At 30.6% G+C, this 20,327-nt stretch carries 16 protein-coding genes and 1 tRNA gene; 3 read left to right on the top strand and 14 right to left on the bottom strand.

The features are described from left to right. Positions 1-19: 19 nt before the first annotated feature. The 6 genes from OW730_RS19315 to OW730_RS19340 form a co-directional block, all read right to left on the bottom strand. Entirely contained in the window at positions 20-1,291 is a 1,272-nt protein-coding gene (locus OW730_RS19315; protein ID WP_271225682.1) for a radical SAM/SPASM domain-containing protein, read from the bottom strand. Positions 1,292-1,855: 564 nt separating this feature from the next. Next, positions 1,856-3,094, bottom strand: a complete 1,239-nt coding sequence (locus OW730_RS19320; RefSeq protein WP_271225683.1) for a S41 family peptidase — start codon at positions 3,092-3,094, stop codon at positions 1,856-1,858. Positions 3,095-3,150: 56 nt separating this feature from the next. Then, a complete protein-coding gene (locus OW730_RS19325; RefSeq protein WP_271225684.1) occupies positions 3,151-3,798 on the bottom strand; it encodes an STM3941 family protein in 648 nt (215 codons plus the stop codon). Positions 3,799-3,828: 30 nt separating this feature from the next. Then, complete coding sequence (locus OW730_RS19330; RefSeq protein ID WP_271225685.1) at positions 3,829-5,046, bottom strand: S41 family peptidase; 1,218 nt, start codon at positions 5,044-5,046, stop codon at positions 3,829-3,831. A 127-nt stretch (positions 5,047-5,173) separates the two neighbouring features. Continuing rightward, positions 5,174-5,887, bottom strand: a complete 714-nt coding sequence (locus OW730_RS19335) for a hypothetical protein (protein ID WP_271225686.1) — start codon at positions 5,885-5,887, stop codon at positions 5,174-5,176. A 696-nt stretch (positions 5,888-6,583) separates the two neighbouring features. Continuing rightward, the gene (locus OW730_RS19340) at positions 6,584-6,823 is read right to left on the bottom strand and encodes a hypothetical protein (protein ID WP_271225687.1); all 240 of its coding nucleotides are present in this window, start codon (positions 6,821-6,823) and stop codon (positions 6,584-6,586) included. Positions 6,824-7,001: 178 nt separating this feature from the next. On the opposite strand from OW730_RS19340, the gene OW730_RS19345 reads away from it, so the two are divergent. Further along, a complete protein-coding gene (locus OW730_RS19345) occupies positions 7,002-7,616 on the top strand; it encodes a uridine kinase family protein (RefSeq protein WP_271225688.1) in 615 nt (204 codons plus the stop codon). 81 nt (positions 7,617-7,697) lie between these two features. Here the strand turns inward: OW730_RS19345 and OW730_RS19350 are convergent. Then, positions 7,698-7,794: transfer RNA gene (locus tag OW730_RS19350), tRNA-Sec, on the bottom strand. A gap of 292 nt (positions 7,795-8,086) precedes the next feature. Then, positions 8,087-9,232 carry a ribosome small subunit-dependent GTPase A gene (gene rsgA / locus OW730_RS19355; protein WP_271225689.1) on the bottom strand — a complete coding sequence of 382 codons (1,146 nt, stop codon included), beginning with the start codon at positions 9,230-9,232 and terminating at the stop codon, positions 8,087-8,089. A gap of 505 nt (positions 9,233-9,737) precedes the next feature. Between rsgA and OW730_RS19360 the strand changes: the two genes are divergently transcribed. Then, positions 9,738-11,099, top strand: coding sequence for an MATE family efflux transporter (locus tag OW730_RS19360; RefSeq protein ID WP_271229606.1), 1,362 nt, complete (start codon positions 9,738-9,740; stop codon positions 11,097-11,099). A gap of 64 nt (positions 11,100-11,163) precedes the next feature. Here the strand turns inward: OW730_RS19360 and OW730_RS19365 are convergent, their stop codons facing one another. The 6 genes from OW730_RS19365 to OW730_RS19390 form a co-directional block, all read right to left on the bottom strand. Beyond that, complete coding sequence (locus tag OW730_RS19365; RefSeq protein ID WP_271225690.1) at positions 11,164-12,570, bottom strand: hypothetical protein; 1,407 nt, start codon at positions 12,568-12,570, stop codon at positions 11,164-11,166. Between the two features lie 397 nt (positions 12,571-12,967). After that, the gene (locus OW730_RS19370; protein WP_271225691.1) at positions 12,968-13,549 is read right to left on the bottom strand and encodes a hypothetical protein; all 582 of its coding nucleotides are present in this window, start codon (positions 13,547-13,549) and stop codon (positions 12,968-12,970) included. Positions 13,550-13,645: 96 nt separating this feature from the next. Continuing rightward, positions 13,646-15,553: a selenocysteine-specific translation elongation factor gene (gene selB, locus OW730_RS19375; RefSeq protein WP_271225692.1), complete on the bottom strand. Its 1,908-nt coding sequence runs from the start codon at positions 15,551-15,553 to the stop codon at positions 13,646-13,648. Positions 15,554-15,563: 10 nt separating this feature from the next. Further along, positions 15,564-16,946, bottom strand: a complete 1,383-nt coding sequence (gene selA / locus OW730_RS19380; protein ID WP_271225693.1) for an L-seryl-tRNA(Sec) selenium transferase — start codon at positions 16,944-16,946, stop codon at positions 15,564-15,566. A 17-nt stretch (positions 16,947-16,963) separates the two neighbouring features. Beyond that, a complete protein-coding gene (gene selD, locus OW730_RS19385; RefSeq protein ID WP_271225694.1) occupies positions 16,964-17,995 on the bottom strand; it encodes a selenide, water dikinase SelD in 1,032 nt (343 codons plus the stop codon). Positions 17,996-18,072: 77 nt separating this feature from the next. Next, positions 18,073-18,768 carry a helix-hairpin-helix domain-containing protein gene (locus OW730_RS19390; protein ID WP_271225695.1) on the bottom strand — a complete coding sequence of 232 codons (696 nt, stop codon included), beginning with the start codon at positions 18,766-18,768 and terminating at the stop codon, positions 18,073-18,075. Between the two features lie 254 nt (positions 18,769-19,022). Between OW730_RS19390 and OW730_RS19395 the strand changes: the two genes are divergently transcribed. Beyond that, a complete protein-coding gene (locus OW730_RS19395; protein WP_271225696.1) occupies positions 19,023-20,309 on the top strand; it encodes a D-alanyl-D-alanine carboxypeptidase family protein in 1,287 nt (428 codons plus the stop codon). Positions 20,310-20,327 lie beyond the last annotated feature (18 nt).

Consider the following 20,327-nt stretch of genomic DNA (forward strand, 5'->3'; position numbering starts at 1 on the left):
TAATCATTAAAATCTTCACCTACTCATCCCATATTACTTTTTTAAGATATGGATAGATTTGTCTGCATCTCGCTTCACAAATTTCCAGGTTATTATAATAGGAATTACTTACCCCTAAACAACTGTCCATACAAAAATATCTTACGTTGCAATCCTTGCACTTTGGTATGTTATCAACGATACTTTTTCTAACCTTGTTATCAATAAACTCTCTATACTTTTCAGAGCTGAATATATCACTCAAGTCCTGATTTAATAAATTTCCAAACTTATATTCATTATTTCCCAATACAAGACATGGATACAAATCCCCCATTTCATCTATAGTAAACTTAATAGTTCCTGCCTTGCATATAATTTTACACTCTAATTCCTCTCTTATTGTTTCCAAATCTTCCTCAATACTTGAAAAGTCAGAGATATAATTTTTCAAACCAATATTGTCGTGATTTTCAAGTGCTCTTCCGGCAGCTGTAAGTTGTCTAACGTTTCCCACAACATCTAATTTGTCGCATAAGTTATAAAACTCATCTTCATGATTCATATTTTGATATGTACAAGTCATAGTAAGTATGATATTTTCTCTTTTAAATCCAGCTTCTTTTAGATAAGTTATTGCTTGTACAATTTTATCATATACCCCTTTCCCTCTAACAAACTCAGTAGACTCTTTATCAAAACCGTCAATACTTATGGATACCGCATTTACGCACTCTTTTAATAAATTTGCCATATCTTTATCAATCAAAGTACCATTAGTTATCATATTTATATTTCCATTAAACTTTTCTCTTATATATGGGAGTAACACTTTAATATCTTTTCTGATTAAAGGCTCCCCTCCAGTTAAAAGCAAATTTTCTGTTTCTGTTTCTGAAATTTTATCAGCAATTATTTTCATCTCATCAATAGTTAAACAATCCTCAATATCTATATGAGATGATGCCATACAATGGAGACATTTTAAGTTACATTTATTAGTTAACTTAAACTCAACCTCTTTAATCTTAACTTCAAAATCACTATCATTACTACTTTTTATCATTCCCTCTTCAATCAAAACCTGAAAAATTTCTGCTAACTGCTCTTTTTCACTATCATCTTCAAGATTTTTTATATATTCTAATGGTGCTATATTATTATTTATGCAATACTGCACCTTATTCATCATAGAATTATCTATCAATCCCCAAATCCCTGTTAACCCGTTTATAACAATCACATTCTCTTCATTTTCTAAAAATCGTGCATAATCAGAAAAATCAATATCCTTCTCTTTTAAAGTAATCAAGAATTTCACCCTCCTTTGATTTTTTATAAATGAAAACACCAAAGTATAATAAAATACAATGGTGTTCCTATTCATTCTAATACATAAAGCAATTCATAAATTCTAGTAACATTCTCCACCTAACCAAATATGTGCAGGAATTTTCTTAGCTTTTTTTGATTTTCCGTATAATTTCATTTTCTCCCCTCCTTACTTTCAGACCCATAACTATATTTTTTTCTATATGTTATAAATAGATTATAACATCCATTTATTGGTAATTCAATGATTAATTGTAAATTTTTTACTTTTATTTTTTCTGCCCATGTAAATGATATTATATTATTTTATATTCTTTCTCATCTTAACAGTTAGAAACTCACATTCTTTTAATTATTATTATTTCAAAACTATAGTTTTTTCTTCTTACTTCATTTATCATTAACTCTTCTTATTAAATTTTTCACCTTACGCACTATTATGAATTATATAATAGCAATTTATATAAAATTGAATAAAAAAACAAGGAATAATGCAATTTAACACACATCCCTTGTTCATATTTTAATTATTATTCCACTATAATTATTTTTTCATCAACTCTATTGCTTTCTGAATACATTTATCCTCTTCAATATCTTCAGTAATTTCAGCATCATAGGAATAATGGGGAATTGTCTTCATTTCTTCATTACAAACACCACTTTGAGTAGTTCCCATTATATAAGAAAATCTAAAGACAAATCCACTATTAGGCAATGTACATACAGCTGGATCTTTTGTAATTCCATCTCCACCAGTTGTTTCTCCAATAAGGGTAGCAAAACCAGTCTCCTTAGCATATACCGCAAACATCTCTGCCGCCGAATACACCCCCTCATCCACTAACAAAAATACTTTTCCTTTGAAGTTAATTGATTCTCTTGGTTCTATAGTTGCAACATCCTTGGTATAGTATTTAAAATCAATAAAAACCTCTGGTGGCAAATGCTTCATTTTTTTCAGGTTTTCAAATCCCTCAATTTGAAATCTATTATTTTTAAAGAATTTATATGTGAATCCTATCCCTCGTGAGAAGTTATAAAAATCAGTTCTTAACTCTTTCTCTATAAGTAGCGGTATTATATTCCTTGCCCAGAAACTAGAGGTTCCTCCCCCATTACCTCTTATATCAATTATTAAACCATCTAACCCTTTTATATCATAAATAAAATCTTTAATAGTACCCTTGTCTACTTCTTCATTAAAATAGTAAAAACTCTTTATTCTTAAATATCCAACCTTATCATCTATAATCTTCGTCTCAATATTATCTTTTATTATAAATTTCTCATTCTCATTATCATCACTTAAACTCATATTCTCTACATCCGCTTTCTGGTTATTATCTTTAGGTTTATAAACATATCTCTTAAGAGCTTCTGGCTTTGACATTTCCTCATACCATGCCTTATGCCATTTACTTTCACTATATACAGAAATCAAATTTTCATAAGAACTTTGATCTAACATATGTGTATGACCATTATTTAATCTATCTAATATATAACTTAACTCATAAAAAAACTCATCATCATCTTTTGTGTTTTTTATTTCTTCTAAAAAATCCTCCTTCTCTGATAGCCAATCAATTCCATTAACCCTTTTATTAACCTCTAAGAAAGAATAGTTTTCCTTAATAATCTTGTACATATACTCAAAATCTTCAATTTTCTGAGCCTGTGTTAAAGTGTTAGGTTTATTATCTACACATCCTGTGATAACTAATCCAAGGAATAAAATTATCATAAATATACTTATGGTCTTTTTATTGTTTTTTCTCATCTTAAGCCTCCCAATTACGTCAAGAGTTATATAATTAATTTTTTTCATCCTTATAGCTATTTATGATTTTCCATCTGCAACTGCAAAAGTTCAAATAATTCATCTGCATCTATATCAATAAAAATGGTATGAATTCTATGCCTTTTCTTTGTTTCATTTTTAAGATAGATGAAAATACATGGTTCAGCTCCCATATGAGGCATAGTTATCTTTTTTATATCATTCCATTTAATGAATGTCGTGTTATTTATTAATAAACTTCTATATGCTATACCTGCTTGTCCAATCTCAATAAACTCTTTAGTATTCCTATTTTTAAATAAATAGAAGATAGATATTGATATGTATAAAAAACTTATTATTCCACAACTACCTAGAATTAACAAAATTTGAGTTTCACTAATTTGGTCAATTAAACTAATCCAAGCAAATAAAATTAATATTTGAGCACAAAATATTAAAATACGGCTAATAGGAAGTCTCCTACCAATAATATGATCAAAAGTAAGGATAATCATTACACAAACTCCTGAAATACTATCTGGTAATTTTTCTCCTTTGCTATATTTGTTATAAACAATAAAGAAATATACAATTATCATGCACATAAAAAATATTGAGTATAAAACATCCATAATAATTTTTTTCTTACTTTTTTGAATAATAATATTCTCTTGTCCAATTTGTTCATTTGTAATGTTCAATTTATCTCTCCTCTTAATGTAATATTATTTTTATTTACCTATTAATTCCATAACCTTCTGAATACATTTATCATCTTCAATATTTTCTGTTATTTCAGCATCTACAATATAATCTGGGGTTGTCTTGTGTTCTTCATTACATATACCACTTTCAGCAGTTCCCATCTCTGTGCTAAACCTCATGACTAACCCTGAATTAGGTAATGTACACAAAGGCAGACATTCTATTATTCCATCTCCTCCAGTTTTCTCTCCAATAAGAGTAGCAAAACCTGTTTCTTTTGCAAATACTGCGAATTTCTCTGCTGATGAATAAACATTCTTATCTACTAACAAAAAAATCCGTCCTTTAAACTTTATGGATTCACAAGGCGTTACATATATAGTTTCTTTTGAGTAATATTTAAAGTCCGATAATATCTCAGGAGGCAAATATTTCATGTTTTTAAAATGCTGTGCCTTATTAACTTCTAACAGAGCATTCTTATTCAAGAATTTTTCTGTGAATTCTCCACCTCTAATAAAAAGATAAAAATCTGTACTTAATGTTTTTTCTATGAGAGAAGAAACAATGCCTTCTTTCCAAAATGAGTCATATCCTCCTTTATTCCCTCTTATATCTATTATAAGTGCATCTAACTCTTTTATTTCTTTAATAAAACTTCTGATTTGCTCCTTATTCATTTCAGCATTATTAATAAGAAAACATTTTATTTTCATATATGCAATATTATCATCAACTATCTTTGTCTCAACATTATCTTTAACTGAAACTAACTCAACATTCTCTCTTTTACTGTTGTCAGTTTCTTTATTCATATCATATCCATATCTCTTAAGAGCATGATGTTGTGTAAGCTCTGCTAGCCATGGTTTTGCTCCTTTATTATCTCTACATACGCTAAGTAAATATTCATAAAAATCTTTATCCAGTATTTTTGTATGTCCATTATTTAATAGAGATAATATATTTTGTAGCTTTTCAGTATATTCCTCATCATTTTTACACCTTTTTATCTCTTTCATAAACTCATCTTTCTTAGCTAACCAATCAATACCGTTTACTCTTTTATTTACTTCTAAGAACGGATAGTTCGCCTTAATAATCTTGTACATATACTCAAAATCTTCAATTTTCTGTTCCTCTGTTAAAGTGTTAGGTTTCTTCTCTACACATCCTGTGATAACTAATCCAAGGAGTAAAATTATCATAAATATACTTATCGTCTTTTTTATATTTTTTCTCACCTTAAACCTCCCAATTATAGCAAGTATTACATAATTATATATTTTTGTGATTTATGTGTCAAATACTTGTCCACATTATCAAAAACAAGTCCTATTGCTAAATCAATAGGAATATCAGATTTAAATTCTATTCTTTTAAATTAATCTCTATATTGGACTTATATATAGGAATATTTGAAAAACCATATTTTTTAGATACTATATCCTTAACCATATCCACAAACCAATCACACGCAAAAGGGCTGATAATTATTTTTTCTACCAGTTCATTAAAGTTTATCTTAACTTTTTTATGTGGTGCTCTTTCATCTGTAGCAATTATTGCTCTTACCTCCTTTTCATAATGATAGTAATTTTCCTTATATACAAAGAAATTGTTTCTGTTCAAACCATTGGGAGTAGTTATTCTAGGAGAACTTATCTCTTTAATATCAATATCCTCATGTTTAATATATTCAACTTCACATATTGCAGCATTTGAATATTTTAAAGCATCTTTAAACTTTTCCAATGTAGTTAAAATCGCCATTCCATTTTCGCCACCATATATTTTCCATAATCCATAAGATTCTTCTTCAAATACATTCCAACAACTTATAAATGTCTTTACCTTATCTTTATTAAATACTTTTAAAGCTTCCTCATAACTAAGTTTCTGTTCTTTTGAATACCTATTAAAATAACAATCAGGAATTTTTCCCTCAAGAGCATCTTCAAACTTATCAGCTCTTGCAAAAAATAATTCTTCATAGTGTAATAAATTCATAAATTTTATAAAATCCATGTATCTACAAATCTTCTTATCCATTGATATTGAAAGATAATCCCCTGTTTTACCCATCCTATTAATTCTCCTTAATATTTAATAACCATTTATTAAACCATAGACAAGTTGTTTTCATAATCTATTCATGCTTATTCTTTACAATTTTATATTTTTTATTTTTATATTATTTACTACTAATCTTTTCTTATTTTATTTCTTATTATAGATTTTTTTAATATAAAGAAACTCTATAGTCTCTTAAATACCACTTGTTAGTATTTTACACATATTTAATATATAACAAATACATACATATATTTGAAACCAAATTGTAAATTAAATATATGCTTTAATAAAGGAGATGAATTTATGGGCTTAGATTTTTTTATTATACTCTTTATCACTATACTTTTAGCAGTTAGATTAGCAATTAATCCTCTAGTATCCAAACCAAATAAAAAGTTTCTATTACGAAATAAAAAACAAAGAATTTCTGAAATTGTATGTGCATTAGTGTTATTAGTCTCGTCTATCTTTTTTGAGAAGCCTGGTGTTCTTGTAAAAGTTTCAGTAATACTTTTGATATCTGGTATTTATATGTTTTTAAAAATACTTTACGTGGGAATATCAAACAAAACACCTAATAGGTTGGAGTGAATTTTGAATTTAAATGAAATAAATAGTAAAACGGATAAGTAACTTACTTATCCGTTTTACTTGTGACTATTTATAAATCGAAGTTTAAACAATAGCTTACTTATTAATAAATACTTAATCCCTAGCTAATACCATAAACATATTTTTGTTTGTAAGTATGCACCATATTGTTGCAATTAATAAAACCACTCCTACTATTTTTGATATAGCTAACCAGAACTCACTTGACTCAATTTTTCTATATCTTGAATACTTTGCCATTGTCTCAGTTTTGAAAATCATCAATAAACTCCAAATAATGAACGGAGAGTTAATTATCGTATATCCTATAACAGAAAGCAAATATTCTCCCATGTTCTTTTCCTCCTACATTGGACTGCTTGTATATATTTACTATACACAACCTTTGTGCTAATTTCAATTTTTTATTATAATTGTATTTATATTGTATATATTATTGATTAGCTATAGAAATCTACTGTATACTATATTAAATAATATAATATTAATCTCTTTAGAAAGGTGGTAGAATATGATCTTTCAAAGTATAACAGGAGCATTCCAATCCTTTGAACAATTACAAAGTACATTAAAAAATATGCCAAGAAAGCATCCAACACTTCTAGTAGGAATTGATGGTTGTGGTGGTTCAGGTAAAAGTACATTTACTGAAGAATTGACAAAATTAAATTCAGAAATAACAATTATACATATGGATGATTTTTATCTTCCATCAAAACAAAGAATAAATGATACTGTACTCCAAAAAACTGTAGGTGCTGATTTTGACTGGAAAAGACTAAGAAACCAAGTATTAATTCCATTATCTACAAACAATCACACAAAATATCAAGTTTATGACTGGGCTACCGATACATTAGGTCATTGGATTGAAGTAAATCCTGGTGGAATAGTAGTTATAGAGGGTGTTTATTCTTTAAGAAGTGAATTAGCAGACTTTTATGACTATAAAATATTTATTTATTGTCAAAGAGAAACTCGCCTTAAGAGAGGACTTGAAAGAGATGGCGAAAATGCAAGGGATATCTGGGAAAATAACTGGATGGTAGCAGAAGATAAATATATACGTGAACATAGACCTTTTGAAGAAGCTGATCTGATAATAGATGGTGGTGGAACTACTTAGGAAATACACTTGTATAAGTAATCAAAACAAAAAGAGTTCTGTAATCAAATTACAGAACTCTTTTTGTGTTGTTAAATCGATTGGCGGGAGTATGTGAGAATCGAACTCACCCACGACGCTCTTAACGCCGCAACATGGTTTTGAAGACCAGCAGGCACACCAGCACCTATCTACCCCCATATTGTTAGGTTTTCCCTCAACTGCCTTTTGATTATAGCATAGAAAGTTTTTTTGTGTCAAGGGATTTTTTTATAATTCGACAGTACATATTTTTTTTCTACTCTTTCTGATAACTAAAGAACTCTTTTTTTAAATTTTCTAATAATTCGTTCAAATATATGTAATAAAAGAAGATAGATTTATCCTTAGACAAACCTATCTTCTTTACTTACAGTTTGTACTTTTTCAACATTTTCTAAAAAAAGAGATCTATCTCTCTTCACATACATCATAACTCAAGATAATCTGAATTATAGATTTTTCCTCTGCTTTAAAATTTTAAGCTTCAACTTTTCCTTACCAGAGTACGCCACATTTCTCTCATTAATTCTCCCCTCAAGATATCCTACCTCTAATTGCATTATCTTATAATTATCATATCTTTCAGGATCTAAAGTACCATCCTCTAATGCTGTTCTTATAGCACATCCTGGCTCTGTATTATGAGAACAGTTATTAAATTTACACTGACTTTCAAGATCAATTATATCATTGAACAACTCATCTACAGCCTCACGCTCACTCCATACCTGAAGTTCTCTCATACCTGGCGTATCTATAACTATCCCTCCTGTAGGAATTAACAATAATTCTCTCCATGTTGTTGTATGTCTTCCCTTGCTGTCACTCTCTCTTACTGCACCAGTGAGTAATTGCTCTTCTTCTAATAAACAATTAATTATTGTGGATTTACCTACTCCCGATGATCCAAATAATCCTATTGTAATTCCATCACCTATATATTCTTTAAGTTCTTTAATACCTTCTTTATTCAATGCACTTATACAATGAATCTCTACCCCTGCAGCTATCTCATGAACTTGCTCCAACTTCTCCGATAAATTATCACACATATCCATCTTATTCAATACTATTACAGGGGTGGCACCGCTATTCCATGCCATCAAAATATATCTCTCTAATCTTCTAAGATTAAAGTTATCATCAAGTGCCATTACTATAAATACAACATCAATATTGGCTGCAACTATCTGCTCCTCTGTACTTCCACCAATAGTAATCTTTCTTCCCAATACATCTTTAACTTTTCTTCCACCTGAAACTGGTGCTTTCCTTGAAAAGCTACTTTTTCTTGGTAAAACATTATATATGATACTTTCATCGTCATTATTAATAAGCTTTATAGCTACCCAATCACCAACAGCAGGGAAATCACTTATACTCATTGCATTATATCTTAACTTACCAGATACTGTTGCAGCGCATTCTCCAGTTTCATGCTGGACTATATATCTTCCCTTCTCTTCTCTTATTACCCTTCCTGGTATATAATCATCCTTCTTTATATTATTGAATGATTCCTCAAATATTCTATTCCAACCTAATATGTTTAATTCCATTAATTTAAACCTCTCTCTTTTTCTAATTTTTTTCATATAATAGATATCTATTCTGTAGTTCTATGAATTTTTTCAACCTAATAAAAGAGATATTCATTTAAATCCAAGCACACAAAAAAGACATAGAACTTGCCATGTCTTTAAATTTAAGCATTATAAAAAGACATAGCTTCACCCATGTCTTACCATCTATATTCAATATTATTTTTTCACAAAATTTATAAAAATAATAAATATATTATGATATTTCACAGGTATCAATATTAACTTTTATTGGCTTGGTTTTGCATGGAATTCTATTTTTGATAGAGTTCATATCGATCCCTCCCTTTCATAATATTTATTGCTTACTTCTACTATTGTATTGGCATATATTGCAAAAGTCAATATTTTTTTACTTTAATTAACCTTTTTTACATGAAACCACAAGTAAAATTTCTAAATCATAAATTTATTGTTAATCATTGACACAGAAAAATACAAATGATAATATAGTAGTACAATTTGTACAACACTATACATGAAAAGGAGAATTTTTTTGATGATACAATCAAATAAAGATTTTATGAAGAAATTAACCTATATTGCTATTCCAATTACAATACAAAGTATTATTCAATGTTCTCTAAGTATGATAGACCAACTTATGGTAGGTAAACTTGGAGAAACAGCCATAAATGCAGTAGGTTTAGGCACAAAGTTATCTTTTATATTTCTACTTACGTTAGCAGGAATAACATCTGCGACCTCAATATATGCCTCACAATTCTGGGGTGGTGGAGAAAAGAAAAAAATTGCTGGTGTCCTTGGCATAACCCTATCCTATGCCAGCATCATAGCACTTTTAACAATTATATTATCAATTTTATGTCCACAATTTATTATGAGTCTTTTCATAAAAGATACAGCGGTAATCTCACTTGGTGCTGATTACATGAGAATAATAGCTTTAGGACTGCTTCCTCTTGTAATAGTTAATTCTTTTGCCTCTGTGCTTAGAAGTTGTGGAGATGCAAAAACTCCTATGATCACTGGATTTGTTTCAGTAATCCTGAACACTCTCTTAAATTACATTTTAATTTTTGGTATGGCTGGTATAAGTGGAATGGGAGTAAAAGGTGCTGCCATAGCAACTACTATAAGTAGATTAGTGGAATGTATGCTAATATTATACTTGTTCCATAGAAAGAACTTACTTAAGTTAAAAATAAAAGATTATTTTAAATTCAATAAGAAGCTTGTATCATTATTCACTATCACTATGCTTCCACTTCTTTTAAATGAAGCATTATGGGGAATCGGCGATTCAGTCTTTTCTGCTATTTATGGTAGAATAGGTGGAATGCAAACTGCTGCAATGATGTCCACATTCCCAATTCAAGGACTCTCTTTTGGACTTATGTCAGGTATTGGCGCTGCCTCTGGAATAATGATCGGTAACCTTCTTGGAGAAGGAAAAAATGATGAAGCTTACTCATATGGTAAAAAATTTATTAAGTTAGGAATTATGTTTGCAGTTATAATAGGTATTTTAATTTCACTATTAGGTTCATACTATATCGACCTTATGAAAATAAGCCCTGAATCAAAAGAATATGCATGTAAAATTCTTAATGTCTTCTCACTTGTTCTATGGATTAAGGTATCAAATATGATAATTGCTGGTGGAATCTTAAGAAGTGGTGGTAATACTAAGATAATACTAGCATTAGAAATGGCTGGTACATGGTGTATTGGTATACCATTAGGTATAGTAGTATCGAAATATACTAATCTGCCAATTCAATGGGTATATTTCTTTATTTCATCGGAAGAACTATTTAGAATGGTAGTAGGATTAAAACTCTTCACCAACAGGACATGGATGAGCAATATGAATGCTTCCTTAGAAGAAGCAATTTAAATATAGATAGATTCCCTCAAAAAGGCATATGAATTATTTCATATGCCTTCCACAATATTATATTCTAATTTAAGATATCCAAAATCCCCTTAAAGAATTTTAATTCATCCTCTTCAATCTCATTAGTTATTTCATGTCCTACATTTTCATATATAACAAATTCATTGTTATTTAAGTTACACTCTTCAAAAATTGATTTTATAATTAAAAACCTCTCCTGAAGAATTTTTTGATCATAAGCTTTAAAAAATATATCATCTTCATCCATTTCAGTTAAGTCTCCATCAACATAAATAGGAGCATCATGATTTTTACTTCGTTTCAAAATCTCAGGTACTTTAAATTTCAAATAATACTCTTTACCAGTGTAGGTAACCGCTTCACCATTAATATTGGTTTTTACCCATCCTCCTTCATCCAGAGATCCTTTAAACATATATCTGTGAACTTTAGAAAATAAATTTAAATCAAATTCCTTACCAGTTATTTTTTTATAATCATATATACCAATTGGATAAGGAAGATTTTCTCCATTCAACTCCTTGTAGGGAATTATATTTCCTGCTCCACCAAAAAACGCCCCCTCCACTAATTCAGGATGTAAGAAGGTAAATCTATCTGTAAAACTTCCTGATGCTGAAAATCCAGACATAAGAATCTTTTTATCCATTTCAATACCCTTTTCAGATAATATCTCCTTGGAATCATTTATCATTTCAATTAGCTGTAAATCTAACCTTCTTAAATCACTTAACTCTGAAAAAATAGTATCTCTATCAAGTTCATGAGTATACATACTCTCCACGCTACTAGGTCTTTGAAAAATCGGAACCAAGAGAGGAACACCCAATTCTTCAGCTAACTTTGATTTATAAAGTATCAATCTCTTTGCACTTTCTCTATGAAAATCCATATTGTCACTGGTTGTCCCTGTGTTATTCGGTACTACCAATAATTTATTTGTAGTTACATTATCAGGTATATACAAGATATACTCCCAATGAAATCCCTTTGAAGGATTACTAGGAATAATACTGTAGTTCTCCTCTGGCAAATTTTTTAACATCAATATATTTTCGTACCCCAATGCCACAGCACCTGTAAAACTTTTAATACTTATCTCCATTTTATATTTACCCTCTTTTAAAGGCACTAATACTTCCTCGTTAATTTTCTTAAATTTATTCTCATAGCATATGTCACCATATTCACTAAAAACCTTCACTACTACATTTCCAGTTAGACCTTCACACCATAACTTTAGCTTTAAGTCTTTCTTCCCATCTGTTAAAAACTCTAAACTTTCATAATTATTATAAAATGGATGTTGAGTGACGCTATAATTATAATTGTTGCCGCTCTCCCTTACTTCCTTATAATTATTTAGTATTGACATATACTTGATCCCAATAGTTGAGATAATAATCATTATTATAATGATTATCCCTATAATTCCTCTCTTTTTTCCCATTGCTCATACCCCTTTAAAATTAATTTTCTCTAGTCCCCTAATCTTAATAGCTTGTACTTTTTCAACATCTTTTTAAAAAAGAGAGCTATCTCTCACATTCACATTACATATACTCTTTTAGTACTTGTCCATCATCCTCATCATTCATATCGATATGAAAGTTACCTCATTTAACTCTCATATTATACCATATTTTCTTTTAATTATATATTTTATTATTTTACTACAACTATACTATTTAAAACTTGTACTTTTTCAACATTTTCTAAAAAAAGAGAACTATGTATTTTAAAATAATAAAAAACGTACTGATAGAATCATTCATTCAATCAGTACGCCGTATATTAAAATGCCCACAGGCATTATTACCTTATTAAATTTCTCCATAAAGAACCTTCTATCTACTAAACTTAAACCTTGTTCCCATAGTTACATACTCGTATTCAAAGGTATAACAATCTAACCAATATTGCGCTATCTTTGGATCCATTTCCACAAGCACTTTTAAAAACTCATCAAGCTGACCTCTTCTCTCTAAAGCCCTTAAAAGTTTATATGGAGCATTAACAACTTTAGTGTAGCTCTTCCTTGGATCAATAATCATTACTGAGTAATCATCTTGTACAAATATATGTTTACTCCCAATATCAATTCTTGTGAATCCTAACTTCATAAATTCAAACATTAATAATATTAGATTACGTGCCAATTTCTCATTAATCTTATACTTCTCAAGATACTCCCTTAGTTCTATCCCTCCAACATATTCTCTAAGCACAATATTTTTATCTAAAACATAAGCCTTAGGAAAAAAAACACTCCCCTCACACTTTTTTAAAATATCATATTCATGAAATGCCTTTTCAGGATTTTTAAATATCTTGAGAGCCTTTTTGTCAGGAGTTAACAGCACCTGTCCCTCATACCCTTCCCCTAGATATTTACATTTATCTAGATCATAACCCAAACAGAAAGCCACTCTAAATTCACCTCAAATTAGTCCTATAGTTCCATTGTATTAAAAAAATCCGAATATGTGAAAACTTTTTCACACATTCGGATCTTGTATTGTTATCTACCAAAGTATTCTTTCATTTTCTCTTCTCTTAGTAACCTTCATAGCATCCAGCTTTTCAAGAATAGCGACTACATACTTTCTACTAGAATCAAGTAGTTCTCTACTCTCTCCAGTTGATAGACTTCCATTCTTTTCTATAAAATTAACGATTAAATTCTTAGCATCTTCAAATTGTTTCTTAGTGAAATAAATATCTTCAGCACATTTCACAAGTTCACCCTGATCTATAAGAAGTGTAAATACTCTCTTAAACGCTTTCTTATCCTTAAATAAGGCTTCAAGTTCCTTCTCCTTAGGCGCAGTGTACTTACCCTTGATATATTCATCAATTATTCTATCTTTTATCTTCTTTTCTTCTTGAGAAAGAACTATCTCAAATGTAGCAAGTGCAACATACTCGCCTTTTACACTTATAACTTCATTCTCTTCAATTATTGATAGTATCTCATCATATTGCTTCTGCTTTAGAGACTTTGAAAAAACCTTACTTTTGATTTCTTCTCTCATTGCACCAACCTTAAGAGGATTATTTTTATGATACTCCTCAAGAAGTTTAACTATCTCTTCTTCTTTTTCTTTAAGGAAACTTCTATGAATAAAAGCAGCCGTATTTAGTGAAGTTAACTTAATAACCTTACCTTCTTCAACAAGACTAGAAAGGGCATTAGTTACATCTTCCTCATTTTTACCAAGAGCCTTTATAATATCCTTTTCACTTGGATATTCCTCACTCATCTTTTTAAGAGCATTTTCAATTATATCATCAAGCTTACCTTCTTCTTTAACCTTAAGGTCATCAATATAATCTCCTTTAAATCTCTTAGTCTTATTAGCAACAGGTTCAATAACAGTTCCTCCACCAATTGTATGCATAGGCGAATAACTTCTAACAACCAATCTATCATTTCTTTGACATGTAATATGCTCCTCAAGTCTTAACTGAACGTAAGCACTCTCTCCTGGGTTAATCTCTTCTTTATCAAGGATAACCATTCTACCAAGTATCTCACTTGTTCCACTATACACTCTAACTCTTTGACGATTTTCAAGAGGTTTCTTCATGCTTTTTAAGTAGTAGAAGTTCATATCAACCATCATAGATGGTTCTAACATATCAGTTTCTGCAAGAAGTGATCCTCTTCCTACATCCTCTTTTTTAACATTAGCAAGGTTTATTGCACATCTCTGTCCAGCCTCACCAATCTCACTATCAGCTCCATGTACCTGAATTCCTCTAACCTTTGCTTTTGTTCTGCTAGGGTATATCTCCATCTCATCTCCAACATGAACAGAACCACTAATTATCGTACCAGTTACAACTGTACCGAATCCACTAACAGAAAAAGATCTATCAACTGGAAGTCTGAAATGCCCTAGGCTATCCTTAGCCTCTGTCTCTTCTGTTAATTTATCCACCTCAGCAATAAGTTCATCTATACCTTCTTTAGTTTTAGATGAAACACCAATCATCTTAGCATCTTCAAGGAAAGTCCCCACGAACTCATCCTTTATTTCTTCCTTAACCATCTCAAACCATTCTTCATCAACAAGATCTTTCTTAGTCAAGACAATTATTCCTTTCTTAACATTAAGAATCTGAAGAATTTCAAGATGCTCCTTAGTCTGTGGCATTATTCCCTCATCAGCTGCAATAACCAACATTACAACATCAATTCCACTTACACCTGCAAGCATATTCTTTATGAACTTCTCATGTCCTGGAACATCAATTATCCCTGCTCTTCTTCCTGATGGAAGATCAAAAAATGTAAATCCAAGGTTAATAGATATTCCTCTCTTCTTTTCTTCATGAAGAGTATCAGTTTCAGCACCTGTAAGAGCCTTAATCAATGTAGTCTTTCCATGATCTATATGTCCAGCTGTACCAACAACTATATGTTTCATACTCTTCCTCCTATCCTATTTCTTTAAAAGCATCCACAATAAAATTAAACTCATCTTCCTTAATGGTTCTAAGATCCATGATTACACTATCACCACTTACTCTTACTACCACTGGAGTTTCGCATTCACGCAGCTTCTTCTCAATTAAAGCAGGTTTCATCTCATATCCTTTTACTTTAATCACATAAGATTTGATTCTCTCTGTAGGCATAGAACCGCCTCCTACCATAGAGAAATCCATATCTACATTAAAATCAAATTTATCAGTAACTTTAACAAGCTTTCTTTTTAATTTATAAGCCTTCTTCTTTATATCTTCGCTATTCATTAATATCATATTTAATGAAGGTATATTCTCTATTGCATCACTTTCATCAAGATAATGCTTTAATGTACCTTCTAGAGCTGCAAGAGTCATCTTATCGATTCTAAGAGCTCTAGTTAACTGGTTCTTTTTCATCATATCAATGTATTTCTTCTTACCAGCTATTATTCCTGCCTGTGGTCCACCCAGCATCTTGTCTCCACTGAAAGTAACTACATCTATACCTTTCTTTATACTCTCCTGAACAGTTGGTTCATACACAAAACCATACTTTGTGTAATCAACAAGAACACCACTACCAATATCCTCAACCACAGGTAATGAGTACTTATTTCCTAGTTCTACCATATCCTCTATAGATACTTCTTCAGTAAAACCTAGTATCTTGAAGTTTGAAGTATGTACCTTTAGGAGTACTCCTGTATCTTCATTGATAGCATTCTCATAATCATAATCATGAGTTCTATTTGTTGTTCCAACTTCAATAAGTTTTGCATTTGAAAACTTCATAACATCAGGAACTCTAAAAGATCCACCAATTTCAACAAGTTGGCCTCTTGAAACAATTGCCTCTTTATCTTTACATAATGTATTTAAAACAAGCATAACTGCAGCTGCATTATTATTTACCACCATGGCAGCTTCAGCACCTGTAATCTTCACTATAAGATCTTCAATATGACTATATCTTGATCCTCTTTTCCCTTTTTCCACATCATATTCTAGATTGCTATAATTTGATGCAGCATTTATTACATTCTCCATTGCCTGTTTACTCAATAGAGATCTTCCTAGATTTGTATGTATAACAGTACCTGTTGCATTTATTATTCTTCTTAGGTTAGTAGAATTCTTTCTTTTTATATTTTTTAAAGCTATTGAAAGAACCTCATCCTCCCCTAACTTCTCTCTCTCTCCACTAAGTATCTCACTTCTTACCTGATCAATAGCTTCTCTTACACTTTCAACAACGATAGGTCTCATTACCTCTTCAAGTAATTTTTTTATCTCATTACTATCAAGTAGCTCGTCTACTTTAGGTAAGTTTCTTAATAGTTCTCTGTTCATAACATCACCTTCAAAAGTTATTTTGCTCTAATATATTTACCATCAAACTCAACAACATCTCCAATTATTGCAGCTTCAATGTTGCTTTCTTGGAATTTTTTCATCATCTTATATGCTTCTTCTTTATTTGCAGAAATAAGAAGTCCACCTGATGTTTGCGGGTCAAAAAGTAAATCCTTTTTCCAATCCTCAAGTTCATGGAATTCATATTTACCTTCTAGATATCCCATATTATTGTATGTCCCTGCTGGTACCATACCCATCTTAGCGTATTCTTCTGCCTCTTTAATATAAGGTATACCATCAAAGTACAGATTCATCGTAACTTTAGATGCTTCAGCCATTTCACAGCCATGCCCCATAAGTCCAAATCCAGTAATATCTGTACATGCGTTAACCTCATGATCAATTACTATCTCAGCAGCGTATTTATTTAAAGTAATCATAGTCTCAACAGCCTTATCATAAGCTTCCTTTGATGCAAACTCCGCTTTAATAGCAGTATTCACAACTCCTGTTCCAATAGGCTTTGTCAGTATTAATAAATCTCCTGGCTTTGAACCATAATTCTTTAATATTTTATCTGGATGTACTATTCCCATAACAGATAAACCATATTTAGGTTCATCATCCTCAACAGAGTGCCCACCAATAACTACAGCACCTGCTTCTTTAACCTTTTCTGCTCCACCTCTTAGTATTTCACCTAAAATATCTATATTTAAACAATTCGGAAAACATACAATATTAAGTGCTACATTAGGTCTGCCACCCATAGCATATACATCACTTAATGAGTTTGCTGCAGCAATCTGTCCAAATACATATGGATCATCTACAACTGGTGTAAAAAAATCTAAAGTCTGAATTACAGCCATATCATCATTTAATTTATATACAGCAGCATCATCACTTGTTTCTATTCCAACTATCAAATTTTCATCTTCCATAGCAGGAAGCTTATCTAGTATTTTTGAAAGGGTCTCCGGCCCTATTTTAGCCGCTCATCCAGATGTCTTTGCAAGTTGTGTTAATCTAATATCTTTCATGTAATCCACCTCCATGCTTTAGTAAAGGGATATTAAATCCGCCTAAAATCTCTTCATCATACATTGTATATTATAAACTATCTGATGTCTATATAATCTCTTAGTTTCTCGAAGGTTTTCTCTCCTATTCCAGAAATATTCTTAATCTCCTCAATACTCTTGAATCCGCCATTCTTCTTACGATATTCCACTATACTAGCAGCTTTAACTTCTCCTATCCCAGGTATAAGTTGTAACCGTTCTATAGAAGCAGTATTAATATTGATTCTATCCCCTTCCTTATTATCTGATGAACTCTCTGTGGTTATATTACTATCCACACAATTATATACAACAATCTCTCCATTATTCTCTTCCCCTATAGAATAAATATAATAGTATCCTTCATCTTGAAGCTTCATCGCCTTATTAAGCCCCTTTATCTCAGCTGTTTCTGTAAGCCCTCCAGCAATCTTTATTAAATTATCTAATCTTAAATCTTCATCTATCGTATAAACACCAGGCGCTTTAACTGCCCCTTCAATATCAACAGTTATCTTCTTAATATCTTCCTTATTATTAACTGTTAAATTAACCTCTCTACTTTCCCCCTCTTTACTTTTCCTATCATCTATAGACTCCTCTTCATCTTTAAATTCCTCCATAAAATATTTATCTCTTTTTAAAACCTCCACTCTTGGTGATTGTTCCTTTATTAATACATATCTTATTACACCTACACTGGAAATCACAATAATTATTGATACTAACCCTAAAATTATCTTATCCTTCATTTCAAAGTTCATTTAATCACTTCCACTTTAAATTTACATTCTATTTTCTAGTATTGCCATATTAAACCATTTTATATGACTTATAATACAATTCTTAAGGATTTAAAAATATTATTCTACTTCTCTTTCACGGCGATTTTTACAATCAACGTATTTTTTTATCGCTAATATACGTTTTTTTTGTTATACTATTAATAAATGTATTTTTGTGAAGATTATTTCTTCAAATGGTTTATAGAGGGAGTTTATGTCAAATGATCAAATGGAAACAAAACACAATATTTAAGCCTGTTGCTTGTTTCCTGATTCTATGCTTATCTTTATTTATTTTTCCAACTAAAATAACATATGCAGAGAATCCACCATCTGCCGCAGCAGATTCCGTGGTTCTTTTAGATGCAACAACAGGTGAAATACTATATTCTAGAAATATGAATACTGCTTATCCACCAGCTTCTACAACCAAAGTTATGACCGCTCTTTTAACTTTAGAAAATTGCGATCTTGACGAAATTGTTACAATTCCAGAAAAAGCTGTAGGTATTGAAGGTAGTAAAATATGGATTCTTAAAGATGAAGATATAACAGTAAGAAATCTTCTATTGGCCCTTATGTTAGAATCTGCTAACGACTGTGCTGTTGCCCTTGCAATTCATGTTGGTGGAAGTGAAGAAGCATTTGTCAAAATGATGAATGATAAAGCTAAGGAATTGGGACTTAAGAATACTAACTTTGAAAATCCTCATGGTCTTTATAACAATAAACATAAAACATCTGCTTATGATCTTGCACAGATTATGAGGGAGGCTGTTAAATATCCTGAGTTTGTAAAGATTTCAACAACCGTATCAGCAAAAGTTCCAGGAACAACTCAAGTTCCTAAAGGACATCCTCTTTGGAATAAAAACAAATTAGTGCAAGGTGGAAACTTACATTATAAGTATATTGAATCAGGTAAGACAGGTTACACTACACAGTCCCAACATTCTTATGTAGCATCAGCACAGAAGGATGGTCAGAGATTGATCGTTGCACTTGTACACGATGAAATTAAAAATTATTTTTATGATGCAATTGAATTATTTAACTACGGTTTTGATAATTATAAACTTGAAAAGATTTATTCTGCTGGTGAAACAATTACTACTTATGAAGATGAAGGTATTTCAATGCCTCTTATTGCTAAGGATGATGTATACATGACATTAAAAAAAGATTCCTCAGCAAAACCTGAATTAACATTAGCAGATATAGATAAAAATTCTGTATATATTTATGGAGATGAGGTTACCACAGGTACTGCAAAAATCGGGAAGTCAACTGTAGACATAACGTTACTTGCAGGAGATGAATACTTTCCACCTACTGCGAAAATAAATAAGACGTATGTTGAAAAAACAACTGCCGAAACTCAATCAACTCCACAATACCCAGTTTATCCCTTTGTGATAACCGTACTGATTATAATAATGCTAATTGTTATAACAAGAATTATTCAAATTAAAAAGAAATCTCGAAAGAAAAATATATTCTGGGACTAAAATCCTAAAAACAAATAC

The sequence above is a fragment of the Oceanirhabdus sp. W0125-5 genome (genome assembly GCF_027938815.1).
Lineage (GTDB): Bacteria > Bacillota > Clostridia > Clostridiales > Clostridiaceae > Oceanirhabdus.